Here is a 12,044-nt window from a genome sequence, read left to right as displayed (position 1 = left end):
AGGCATGGAAAACAGGCTGAACGGCCCCACTGCCGCGGAATTCGCCTTCGCACAAGTTCTTGAATCATATAAACTTGTGCTTGGGTGAGGACGATCAGGAGGGGTTTTGGCAATCGCTGCCGGTAACACGACGCGTCTGTGGACGCTTGTCGCGAGGGAGTTCTGGCGCAAGACGCGCCGGCGCTTGCGCGCCGGGCCACTCTATCGCTGGCGCTACTCAGGCCGCACGCCGGAGCGCGTCCTGATCGCCCCACCGGACCTGCGGCTCGCCGATCCTCAGATCGCGCTCGAGATCTATTACGGCCGCTATCCGCTTTCGGGGCATCTGGTCGAGACCGGCGGCAAATCGCCCTTCCAGATCGACGTGCCCAATCCCGGCTGGCAAAAAACGCTGCATGGCTTTCGCTGGCTGCGCCATATGCGTGCCGCCGGTACCGAGCTCGCCGCCGCCAACGCGCGGGCGTTGGTTTCCGACTGGATTGCAATCCATGGCAGCCATATTTCCGGCGTCGCCTGGGAGCCCGGCACGACGGCCAAGCGTGTCATTGCCTGGCTGCAGCATTCCTCGATCGTGTTGCAGGGCGCCGAATTTCCGTTCTACCGCGCGTTCTTGAAATCGCTCGCCGTCCAGATCCGCTATCTGCGCGCCATGGTGCGCGAGATGCCGGACGGCAAGGACAGGCTGCGCGCCCGCATTGCGCTGGCCTTTGCCGCTTTGTCGCTGCCGGCGCCGGCCTCGGCGCTACGCGGTGCTACCCGCAATCTCGCCGAGGAGCTCGACCGCCAGATCCTGCCTGACGGCGGCCATATCTCGCGTAATCCGATGACCGTGCTTGAAATCCTCGCCGACCTTCTGCCGTTGCGCCAGACATACGCCAATCAGGCCGAGACGCCGCCGGCCGCCCTGATCGGCGCCATCGACCGGATGCTGCCGGCACTGCGCTTCTTTCGCCATCAGGACGGCAGCCTTGCCCGCTTCAACGGCATGGGCGCCACCATTCACGACCGTATCGCCAGCATCCTGCATCACGACGACACCGCCGGCGCACCGTTGCTGCACGCGCCGCATTCGGGTTATGAGCGCCTGTCGATGGGCGGTGTCACTGTGATCGCCGATACCGGCCCGCCGCCCCTCGTCGACGTATCCAATGCCGCTCACGCCGGATGCCTCGCCTTCGAATTGTCGTCGGGCCGCCAGCACTATATCGTCAACGCCGGAATAGACACTTATGGCGCCGCCGAGTTCCGGCCGCTTGCCCGCGCCACCGCCGCCCACTCGACCGCCACCATCAACGACACGTCGTCGGCGCGCTTCAATCACTCCTTGCGCGTCAACGACCTGCTCGGCACGCCTTTGATCGGCGGGCCGCAGCATGTGCCTTGCAAGCGCACCGACCAGAAGGGCAGCCAGGGCTTCATCGCCCGCCATGACGGCTATGTGGCGCGCTTCGGCTTCCTGCATGAGCGCGAGCTGAAATTATCGACCGACGGCAATGTGCTTGCCGGCAGGGACCGTTTCCTGCGCCCGGGCGGCGCTTCTATCCGCAACAATGGCCGTGACTTCGTCACGGTGCGTTTCCATGTCCATCCCGATATAAGCCTGCTCCAGGATGAGCATGACCGTCTGGTGCTGGCCGCCGACCATGCCGACACCTGGGTGTTTACCTCTACCGAAGTGGTGCCCGAGGTCGAGGAATCGATCTATTTCGCAGGGCTTGGCGGCCCGCGCCGCAGCCGCCAGATCGTGCTTGCGTTCAAGGCCTCGGAAATTTCCGAGGTCCACTGGCAATTGACGCGCACCATCATCGCCGGCCGTCCGGAAAAAGCTGAAGCCGGTGGCAACGGCAGACACTGATCAAGTCTTGCGGCTTGATTTCCGGGCCTCATATGCTACGGCCCGCGGACGCTCCCAACCAGAACTGGAAAGGCCGCCAGCCCATGGCCGTCGCCGCCAAGAACATTCCCGCGCCCGACCTTGTACCCATCCGTCGCGCGCTCCTTTCCGTCTTTGATAAGACCGGCCTGATCGATTTCGCCAGGGCGCTGGCTTCGGCCGGCGTCGAGCTAGTCTCGACCGGCGGCACCGCAAGGGCCCTTGCCGAGGCGGGCATGGCGGTGCGCGACGTGTCCGAGCTCACCGGCTTTCCCGAGATCATGGACGGCCGCGTCAAGACGCTGCACCCGTCGGTGCATGGCGCACTGCTTGGCGTGCGCGACGATCCCGAGCACGCCGCAGCGATGCGCGACCACGGCATCGAGCCGATCGATCTCGTCATCTCCAATCTCTATCCGTTCGAAGAGGTGCGTCGCTCCGGCGCCGACTACGCGGCGATCGTCGAGAACATCGACATCGGCGGCCCGGCGATGATCCGTGCCTCGGCCAAGAACCACGCCTATGTCGGCATCGTCACCGATCCCGATGACTATGCCTCGGTGCTCAACGCGCTGGAGATGAATTTCGGGTCGTTGTCGCTGGATTTCCGCAAGAAGCTGGCAGCCAAGGCCTTTGCCCGCACCGCCACCTACGATGCGGCAATCTCGGGATGGTTCGCCGAGGCGCTTGAGATCGAGCATCCGACATGGCGCGCCTTCGGCGGCAAGCTGCAGTCGGTGATGCGCTATGGCGAAAACCCGCATCAGGGCGCCGGCTTCTATGTCAACGGCGACAGGCGGCCGGGCGTCGCCACGGCGCGCCAGCTTCAGGGCAAGCAGCTTTCCTACAACAACATCAACGACACCGACGCTGCCTTCGAGCTGGTCGGCGAGTTCGACCCGTCGCGCTCCGCAGCAATTGCCATCATCAAGCACGCCAACCCGTGCGGCGTCGCTGAGGACGCTTCGCTGCAGGCGGCCTATGCCAAGGCGCTGGCCTGCGACCCGGTCTCGGCCTTCGGCGGCATCGTCGCCATGAACCGCATCCTCGATGCCGGAACCGCCGAAGAGATCGTCAAGACCTTTACCGAAGTGATCATCGCACCGGAGGCGTCCGAAGAAGCAGTCCGCATCATTGCCGCCAAGAAGAACCTACGCCTGCTGGTCACCGGCGGCCTGCCCGACCCGCGCGCGGCGGGCCTTGGCTTGAAATCGGTTGCCGGCGGTTTGCTGGTCCAGGGCCGCGACAACGCGGTGGTGGATGACCTCGAGCTGAAAGTGGTGACCAGGCGCGCTCCGACGCCGGCCGAATTGGCCGATCTGAAATTCGCTTTTCGCGTGGCAAAGCACGTCAAGTCGAACGCCATCGTCTATGCCAGGGATGGCGCTACAGTGGGCATCGGCGCCGGCCAGATGAGCCGGGTCGATTCCTCGCGCATCGCGGCGCGCAAGGCGCTCGACGCGGCCGAGGCTGCCGGCCTGACGGAGCCTTTGACCAGGGGCTCGGTCGTCGCCTCGGATGCCTTTTTCCCGTTCGCGGACGGGCTTTTGTCGGCAATCGAAGCCGGCGCCACCGCCGTCATCCAGCCCGGCGGCTCGATGCGCGACGACGATGTCATCGCCGCCGCCGACGCTCACGGCATTGCCATGGTCTTCACCGGAGTGAGGCATTTCCGGCATTGAACGCGTTACCCTCCCGCTGTGGGAGAAGGCAAGAGCAGCTCACTCCGCCGGCCGATCTGCCGGATAGGGCGTGCCGATCAGGATCGCCATGCCGGCGCCAAGGAACAGCACGATCGCCGCCATGCCGAGCCGCGCCGAGCCGCTGGCCAGGGTGATCGTGGCCACCATGAAGGGTGCGGCAAAACTGGTTGCCCGGCCGGCCAGCGCATAGATGCCGAAATAGCGGCCCGATTCGGCAGCGGAGACGCTGCGCGCCATGTAGGAGCGCGACGATGCCTGCACCGGGCCGAAAGCAAGCCCGATCAGCAGGCCGTAGAAAATGTAGGCTTTTTCCGCCGCCGTGCCGAACAATCCGCCACCATCCAGTCCGGGCATCACCCAGGCGCCGAACAGCGTATAGCCCGGTCCGGTCGAAACGATGCCGATCGTGGCAATGCTCAGCATGACCAGCGAAATCATCACTATGGTCTTGGAACCCAGCGCTGTGTCGAGGCGTGCGGCAACCAGGCAGCCGACGATGGCAACGACGTTGAGGATGATGCCGAACAGGCCGATCTCGGTAATCGACCAATGGAACATTGCCGCCGCAAACGTTCCGCCCAGCGCCAGCAGTGCATTGACGCCGTCCTGATAGATCATACGGGCGACGAGAAAGCGAAAAATGCCGCTGCGCTTGCGCACTTCGGCCAGCGTCGACTTCAGTTCCGACAGGCCTTCGCGCACCGCCGGCCCGATTGGAATGCCTTTGATCGCATCAGGCGTGAAGAAGAACATCGGCAGGATGAACAGGAAATACCAGCCCGCCGACAACGGCCCGGTAGCGCGCGCGTCCTCGCCGAGCCTGGGGTCGAGGCCGAAGATCGGGTCGAGCCCAACGACGGTCTTGCCGGTTTCAGGCGAGCCGGCCATGACGGTAACGACGAAGATCAGTGCGATCATGCCGCCGAGATAGCCGAGTCCCCAGGCCATGTTCGAGATCCTGCCGATGTCGCTCTTCGGCACCAGGCGGGGCATCATCGAATCATTGAACACGGTCGAGAATTCCGCCGCGACCGACGCCAGCGAGAACAACGCCACGACCAGAAAAAGATCAGAGCCGGGCGCGGCAAACCACAGCAGGGTGAGGCAGGTGATCTTGACCGCGGCGAAGAAGGCTATCCACGGTTTGCGTGGTCCGGTCTGATCGGCGATCGAGCCGAGGACCGGCGACAAAACGGCAATGACGAGGCCGGCGGCGGCAATGCCGTAGCCCCAGGCCGCTTGCCCGGTCTCCGGATTGCTGGCCATACGCGAGACGAAATAAGGACCGAAGATGAAGGTGGTAACGACCGTGAAAAACGGCTGTGCCGCCCAGTCGAACAGCATCCATCCCCAGATGCCGCGTCCCGATGCCCGCTGCACTGCCATCTCAGCCATGTCCCTCCGCTGGAGCTTGCTCCATGCCGATCGAATCGGAATGATGCTCCGTCTTCTTGTTGAGCACGATCTTGTCCAAAAGCCGATCGTCACTTTTTGGGATCATGGTCCGGCGCCCCCCAAAGCAGCGCGCCGTTTGCTCTATAGCGCGGTTCTTGCCGGCAATCCCGCGCGATATGGAAGACGTCTCACAGCTGCGTCAGATCACTCATCAGGCCGGATGCCACCGACAGCCGCGACACGGTGATGTCGCCGCCCTCGGTCAGAGCCTGCAACCGCTCGCGGATGCGTCCGACCCGTTCGCCGCCGGCCTCCAACCATGCCGTCACCGGATCCGCCGCCTCGGCATGGCCGGTCAGCGCCGCCACCGCGATGCCGCGCCTGGCCGCGCCGATCGTGTCGGTGGCGCGGGAAAGCGCCAGTTGATCGTAATAATCCGAGGGCGTGATCGAGCGCGCCGCATCTTCGACGCGCGGGATGCGGAAGACATCGCTGACTGCAAAAAACGCCTTGGCGGCAGCGACGATGCCGGCATTTGCCGTCCGCGCCGTCAGCGCTATGTCGGGGATGAGTTCCGCCACATCGGTCAACGCCAGTTGCTCGGCAAGGCTCTCGGGCGCGCCGCCCTTCGACAGGCTGTGCCGCCGCTCCTCGATCCGCTCGCGCGAGAAGGCCGGCAGCAGCGAAACGAGCTTCGGCTCCAGCGCCTTGCGCGCATCCTGCAACTCGGCAATCCGCTGCCCGAGCAGTGCAGTGTCGGCATCGTTCTTCAGGTACCAGCCGCTGGTCACATAGATCAGCCGGCTGACCGCCTGATAGAGGTCGAGCTGGATCTGTCCGTCGATCTGGTTGTCGAGCGCGTCGATCTGGCGATAGAGCGCCGGCAGTGCAAAGCCATCCCGCACCACGGCGAAGGTGCGCACGACATCGGCGGCACTGCGCCCGGTCGCTTCCTGCAGCCTGTTGACGAAGGACGGGCCGCCGCGATTGACCAGATCATTGGCGACGACACGGGCGATGATCTCGCGGCGCAGGCGATGGCCGTGGATTTCCGCCGCATATTTCTTTGCCATGCCGTCGGGAAAGTAACCCATCAGGTCGCGGTCGAAATGCGGATCGTCCGGCACGTCGCTGGCGACGATATCGGAAAACAGCACGATCTTGGCATAGGCAAGCAGCACGCCGAGCTCGGCCCGGGTGAGCGGCTCGCCGCGCGCTTCGCGCTCGGCAACAGCCGCCGGCGACGGCAGCGTCTCGACGGCACGGTCGAGCAGCCCGCGCGCCTCGAACGCCTCCATGAAGCGGCTCTGATGGGCAATGTCGGCAAGGCCGCGCTTGCGAGCAAGGGACAGCGCCAGCGTCTGCTGGTAATTGTTGGACAGCACCAGGGCGCTGACCTCGTCGGTCATCTCGGCCAGCAATTTGTTGCGCGACGGCCGCGTCAGCGATCCCTTTCGCATGGCGGAAGCCAGCGCGATCTTGATGTTGACCTCGACGTCTGAGCAGTTCACGCCGCCCGAATTGTCGATCGCATCTGAGTTGCAGCGGCCGCCATTCAATCCGAATTCGATGCGCGCCCGCTGCGTGACGCCGAGATTGGCGCCTTCACCGATGACCTTGGCACGCAGGTCGAGCGCGGTGATGCGGATCGCGTCATTGGCACGGTCGCCGACGTCCTGGTTGGTCTCGCCCGATGCCCTGACATAGGTGCCGATGCCGCCGAACCACAAAAGATCTGCCGGCGCCTTGAGGATGGCACTCATGATCTCGACCGGCGTGGCCGTTGTCTTGCCGAGGCCGATAGCTGCAGCCGCGGCGGCCGGCAAGGTGATCGACTTCTGGCTGCGCGAGACGATGATGCCGCCTTCGGACAGCTTCGTCTTGTCGTAATCCTGCCAGCTTGAGCGGGCGAGAGCGAACATACGCCGGCGCTCGGCCATCGAAGCCGCCATGTCGGGATCGGGATCGATGAAGATGTCGCGATGATCGAAGGCGGCGATCAGCCGGGTCTGCTCCGACAGCAGCATGCCGTTGCCGAACACGTCACCTGACATGTCGCCAACGCCGATGGCGGTGAACGGCGTGGTTTGGATGTCGCGGTTCATCTCGCGGAAATGCCGCTTGACCGCTTCCCAGGCGCCCTTGGCGGTGATGCCCATCTTCTTGTGGTCGTAGCCGGCCGAACCGCCGCTGGCGAAAGCGTCGTCGAGCCAGAAGCCGTGCCTTTCGCTGATGGCGTTGGCGATGTCCGAGAAGGTCGCCGTGCCCTTGTCCGCGGCGACGACGAAATACGGATCATCCTGATCGCGCCGCACGACGCCGGCTGGCGGGATGACGCCGTCCAGCCCGATATTGTCGGTGATCGACAACAGGCTGGAAACGTAATTCTTGTAGGCGGCCGTGCCGGCCTCGAAAATTGCGTCGCGCCCGGCGCTCATCGGCAGCTTTTTCGGGTAGAAGCCGCCCTTGGCGCCAACCGGCACGATCACCGCATTCTTGACCTGCTGTGCCTTGACCAGGCCGAGCACCTCGGTGCGATAGTCCTGCGCACGGTCCGACCAGCGCAGGCCGCCACGCGCGACCGGGCCGAAGCGCAGATGCACACCCTCGACCTCGGAGCCGTAGACGAAGATCTCCCGCCATGGCCGCGGCGCCGGCAGCCCGTCGACCGATTGCGAATCGAGCTTGATCGCCAGCGATTGGCCTTTCTGTTTCGTATCGGAAACGAAATGATTGGTGCGCAGCGAGGCTTCGATCAGGTTCAGATAACGGCGGATGATGGTGTCGTCGTCAATGTTGGGAACGTCTTCCAGCGCATCCGTGATCTTGGCTTTCAGATGTTTGGCCTGAACGACGCCTTCCGTCTCGGCCGTCGGGCTGAGGCGGGCGACAAACAGCGCATGCAGGCCGCGGGCGATCTCGGGATAACGGTTGAGTGCGGCGGCGATGAAATCCTGGCTCTGCGGGATGCCGGCCTGCTGCAGATAGCGGCCATAGGCGCGCAGGACGGTGATCTCGCCCGACCACAGGCCGGCGGTCTGGGCAAGGCCGTTATAGCCGTCATTGTCGACATCGCCGCGCCAGACGGAAAGGAACGCATCCTCGAACAGCGCGCCGCCATTGCCGAGGTCGATCGGCCTGCCGTAGCTGTTCTCGAGTTCCATGTCGTGGATGAAGACCATGCCGGGCTGATCACTATTGATCATGCCGGATTGAATGTCGCCGACCTCGAAAGTGCGCTCGCTGATGACGCGGAAACCGATGTTTTCCAGCACGGGCACGCGCCGCGACAGCGCCACCGGGCTGCCATGGTGATAGATCTTCAGCGCCGCCTGATGCGGCTTCTGGACGGTGTGACGGTAATAGTCGATGGCGATCGGATTTGACGCATCGAGCTTGGCGATGCGCCTGGCGTCGGCAAGCGCCACGGCCGGCGGAAAACTGTCGCGATAACTTTCCGAAAAACGCGAGGCGATGGCCGTGAGTCTCGCATCGGCGCCGGTCTCTGTCGCGGTCTCGCGCAGTGCATCGTCCCAGGTCCGTACGATGTCGCGGATCGCCGCCTCGATCGTCGCCTGCTCGACCTTCGGCGTCTTGCCGCCGGAGCGGCCGATGATGAAATGGACGCGCGCCAGCCCGCCTTCCGGGAAGGCCGGATAATAGGCCGACAGCCGGCCTTCGAAGACGGTCTTCAGATAGGTGCCGATCTTCTCGCGCACGACGCTGTCGTAGCGGTCGCGCGGCACGAAGACGAGCACGGAGACGAAGCGGTCGAACTGGTCGACACGCACCAATGCCCTGACGCGCGGTCGCTCGATCAAGCCCAGTATGGCTTCGGCATGCTTGCGCAGGATCGGCCCCGGAACCTGGAACAGCTCGTCGCGCGGATAGCTCTCCAGCACGTTGATCAAAGCTTTGCCGGAATGGTCGCTTGGATTGAAGCCGGATTTGGCAATGACGGTTTCCGCCTTCGAGCGCAGGTAGGGGATCTTCATCACCGAGCGCGTATAGGCAGTCGAGGTGAACAGGCCGACGATACGGAGCTCGCCTGAAAGCACGCCTTTGCCGGTGTAGGTCTTGACGCCAATGTAGTCGAGGTAGATGCGGCGGTGCACCGATGACTTGGCGTTGGCCTTGGTGACGATCAGCGGTTCCGGCCCATGCAGGAAGGCACGGATTTCCGGCGTCGTGCTCACCGCTTCGGTGCCGCGCCTGAGCACCAGCACGTCGGGATCGGAAAGGATGCCGAGGCCGGGCTTTTCGGCGCGCTCGAGCATGCCGCTCGTCTCGCCGCCGGTGTAGTTGAATTCGCGCATGCCGAGAAAGGTGAAATTGTCGTCGCGCAGCCATTCGAGGAAGGCGATCGCCTCGGTGACATGGGCCTTGTCGAGCGGCACTGGCGAGTAGCGGAATTCCGAGATCGCCTGGTCGAGGCGGGCAAGCATCGGCTTCCAGTCGGTGACGGCGGCTCGCACCTGGCCGAGCAGCTTCGTCAGGCGTGCGGCCAGGCCTTCGGCCTGCTCGGCCGAAAGGCGGCCGATATGGACATGGATGACGCTCAGTCGGTCATGGCTGTGGTCGCCCTTGGCATAACCGCCATCGCCGAGGATTTCCTCGACGCCGTTCTTGCCGTGCCTGACGACTATGACCGGATGGGTAACCAGCAGCGGCTCGCCGGCGCTTTCTGTAATCTCGCCGAGGACGGAATCGAACAGGAACGGCATGTTGTCGTTGACGACGGTGATCACCGTCATCGGCCGGCGCTGGCGGACGACACCGGAATCAACGTCTATAGCAACGACGCAGTCGTCCTTCTTGTGCCTGGCCACTGCGCGGCCGGCGAGTTCGGCAGCGCGTTCGAGATCGATGACGTCGTAGGCGGCGACATCTTCGGCCGGAGCTCGGGCCAGCAAGTAGTCGGCAAGCCTGCCGGGCTTTTCGCCACCCGCGGCTTCACCCCTCGTCACGCCGGCTTTTTTCAACCGGCTCGCTGACTTTACGCTGGCCATGAGTCCCTCCCGTCACATGTTTTTGCGGCTATGCTAACAGATGACGGGTATTTGGCGACAAAGGTTTGACGGCTTGCGACGAAATGTCGAAATTCACCGGCAGCCTGGCGAAAACGAGGAGAAATCCGCCATGACGGAGAAAATTACCGCGCTTGACCTGGCACCGGCGGAGCTGAGCGACGCGACCAAGGCCTATTTCGCCAAGTGCCGGGAGAAGCTCGGCCTCGTTCCCAATGTGCTGCTCGCCTATGCCTTCGACGAGAAGAAGCTGCGCGCTTTCACCGACATGTACAATGATTTGATGCTGGGTGAATCCGGCCTGTCGAAACTCGAGCGCGAGATGATCGCGGTGGCCGTCTCGTCGATCAACCATTGCTACTATTGCCTGGTCGCGCATGGCGCGGCGGTGCGCCAGCTTTCCGGCGACCCGGCCTTCGGCGAGATGATGGTGATGAATTTTCGCGCCGCCGAGCTGTCGGACAGGCAACGCGCCATGCTCGAATTCGCGGTGAAGCTGACCGGGCAGCCGGCAAAGATCGTCGAAGCGGACCGGGCGGCGCTGCGGCAAGTCGGCTTTTCCGACCGCGACATCTGGGACGTCGCCTCGACCGCGGCGTTCTTCAACATGTCGAACCGGCTGGCATCGGCAATCGACATGCGGCCGAACGATGAATACCATGCGATGGCGCGATAGGCACCGCCGTTGCGAGCCAACCACACATTATATTAGCTACTTCGCATTCTCGTTGCTTGTTTGCCGGTTTGGTCCGATGATCGGCATGCGGCATGACCGCATGCCGGTTCGATGCCGCCGATCAAAGGAGGAGAACATGGCGAAATTTCTCTACGTCTATCACGGCTCGGGCAAGATGCCGACCGAGGAGGCCGAACGGAAGGCAGCGATGGATGCCTGGAACGGCTGGTACGGCAAGCTTGGCTCAGCCGTGGTCGATGGTGGCAATCCAGTCGGCATGTCGAAGACCCTGCTGCCCGGCGGCAAGGTCGAGAACAATGGCGGTAGCAATCCGACCGCCGGTTACACCATCATCGAAGCGAAAGACATCGACGATGCCGTCGGCAAAGCCAAGGATTGTCCTATCCTGACGGACCCGGGTTTCAGCGTCGAGATTGCGCCGATAATCGAAATGGGTTGACGCGCCGGCTCAGGACCGCGCCGCGATAGCCGCCGCAGCGCCGGCCATGGTTCCGGCGCTGACGCGGTTGGCGATCTTCATCGCCCGCTTGCTTTTGAGCAGCTTGCGCGCCTGTGATGCGGCGAGCACCCAGGTCAAATCGATAGCGACCAGGACAACGGCCATGGTCGCGGTCAGCTCGACCCAGCCGATCATGCTGACCGAACCGAGGTCGATGATGGTCGGCAGCAGCGCCAGGTAGAACATCATGATCTTGGGATTGCCGAGCGTCACCGCCATGCCGGCAAAGAACAGTCTGACGGGCGAATCTTCGCGCGGCAGCGCGCCTTCCTTGGCCTCGACCGGCGCCGTCCACATCTTCCAGGCAAGCCAGCCGAGATAGGCGACGCCGACCCACTTCACGACGACAAAGGCAAAGTGGAACGTCTGCGCCACCACGGCGAGGCCAAACACCGCCAGGGACAGCCAGATCGCTTCGCCGATCCACATGGCAAGCAGGAACGGAAACACGTCGCGAAACCCTTTCGAGATGACCCGCGCCACAAGAGCGGCGATCGATGGGCCGGGCGAGCCGGCTGCAACAAGCAGGGCGCCGGCAAAAATCAGCAGCGACGTGAAATGCATGACGCGGTCTCGTTTGAAATGTTTGGGTCGTTCAACATAACCCAACTGTTCCGGCGACGGTAGCGTCTACCGAAAGAAGGCTTGTCGGCCAGGCACCTCACGGCTAGAGATGTCGTTCCGAAATCTTTTCCGAGCTTCACTTTGCCTACGTAACCGCCGGTCTCGTCAACTCCCCCAACACAGAGCAGGGCGTCGCAGTCGCGATGCCTGTTTTCACATCATGTGTTCCTCGGGTGGCGGTTCGAGACCGGTTTGGCACTGCTGAACCGCTGTCGCGCATAACCAC

Annotated in this window: 7 protein-coding genes; 4 read left to right on the top strand and 3 right to left on the bottom strand. The window is 63.6% G+C overall.

Annotation, left to right across the window (positions count from 1 at the left end; genetic code table 11):
- Window positions 1-106: 106 nt before the first annotated feature.
- Both NKJ73_RS11880 and purH read left to right on the top strand, forming a co-directional pair.
- Window positions 107-1,855: a heparinase II/III family protein gene (locus NKJ73_RS11880; protein ID WP_352569506.1), complete on the top strand. Its 1,749-nt coding sequence runs from the start codon at window positions 107-109 to the stop codon at window positions 1,853-1,855.
- 83 nt (window positions 1,856-1,938) lie between these two features.
- Complete coding sequence (gene purH / locus NKJ73_RS11875; RefSeq protein WP_352569505.1) at window positions 1,939-3,555, top strand: bifunctional phosphoribosylaminoimidazolecarboxamide formyltransferase/IMP cyclohydrolase; 1,617 nt, start codon at window positions 1,939-1,941, stop codon at window positions 3,553-3,555.
- Between the two features lie 39 nt (window positions 3,556-3,594).
- Here the strand turns inward: purH and NKJ73_RS11870 are convergent, their stop codons facing one another.
- On the bottom strand, window positions 3,595-4,971 hold the full coding sequence (locus tag NKJ73_RS11870) for an MFS transporter (RefSeq protein WP_023678123.1): 1,377 nt from the start codon (window positions 4,969-4,971) through the stop codon (window positions 3,595-3,597).
- A gap of 188 nt (window positions 4,972-5,159) precedes the next feature.
- Window positions 5,160-9,980 carry an NAD-glutamate dehydrogenase gene (locus NKJ73_RS11865; RefSeq protein ID WP_352569504.1) on the bottom strand — a complete coding sequence of 1,607 codons (4,821 nt, stop codon included), beginning with the start codon at window positions 9,978-9,980 and terminating at the stop codon, window positions 5,160-5,162.
- A gap of 130 nt (window positions 9,981-10,110) precedes the next feature.
- On the opposite strand from NKJ73_RS11865, the gene NKJ73_RS11860 reads away from it, so the two are divergent.
- Both NKJ73_RS11860 and NKJ73_RS11855 read left to right on the top strand, forming a co-directional pair.
- Window positions 10,111-10,674: a peroxidase-related enzyme gene (locus tag NKJ73_RS11860; RefSeq protein ID WP_023678125.1), complete on the top strand. Its 564-nt coding sequence runs from the start codon at window positions 10,111-10,113 to the stop codon at window positions 10,672-10,674.
- Between the two features lie 136 nt (window positions 10,675-10,810).
- A complete protein-coding gene (locus NKJ73_RS11855) occupies window positions 10,811-11,134 on the top strand; it encodes a YciI family protein (RefSeq protein WP_023678126.1) in 324 nt (107 codons plus the stop codon).
- 9 nt (window positions 11,135-11,143) lie between these two features.
- On the opposite strand, the gene NKJ73_RS11850 is transcribed toward NKJ73_RS11855, so the two are convergent.
- Window positions 11,144-11,758 (bottom strand): LysE family translocator, encoded by a 615-nt coding sequence (locus NKJ73_RS11850; protein WP_352569503.1) that lies wholly within the window; start codon window positions 11,756-11,758, stop codon window positions 11,144-11,146.
- Window positions 11,759-12,044: the final 286 nt, after the last annotated feature.

It is taken from the genome of Mesorhizobium sp. M0074 (genome assembly GCF_040322975.1).
Lineage (GTDB): Bacteria > Pseudomonadota > Alphaproteobacteria > Rhizobiales > Rhizobiaceae > Mesorhizobium.
Note: the sequence above shows the minus strand (reverse complement) of the source record. Positions and strands in the feature narration are given on the sequence as shown.

What these genes read in the sequence shown, in the direction of transcription:
- NKJ73_RS11860 (WP_023678125.1), top strand. Translation starts at nt 10,111, where the DNA reads ATGACGGAGAAAATTACCGCGCTTGACCTGGCACCGGCGGAGCTGAGC.
- purH (WP_352569505.1), top strand. Translation starts at nt 1,939, where the DNA reads ATGGCCGTCGCCGCCAAGAACATTCCCGCGCCCGACCTTGTACCCATC.
- NKJ73_RS11855 (WP_023678126.1), top strand. Translation starts at nt 10,811, where the DNA reads ATGGCGAAATTTCTCTACGTCTATCACGGCTCGGGCAAGATGCCGACC.
- NKJ73_RS11870 (WP_023678123.1), bottom strand. Translation starts at nt 4,971, where the DNA reads ATGGCTGAGATGGCAGTGCAGCGGGCATCGGGACGCGGCATCTGGGGA.
- NKJ73_RS11865 (WP_352569504.1), bottom strand. Translation starts at nt 9,980, where the DNA reads ATGGCCAGCGTAAAGTCAGCGAGCCGGTTGAAAAAAGCCGGCGTGACG.
- NKJ73_RS11850 (WP_352569503.1), bottom strand. Translation starts at nt 11,758, where the DNA reads ATGCATTTCACGTCGCTGCTGATTTTTGCCGGCGCCCTGCTTGTTGCA.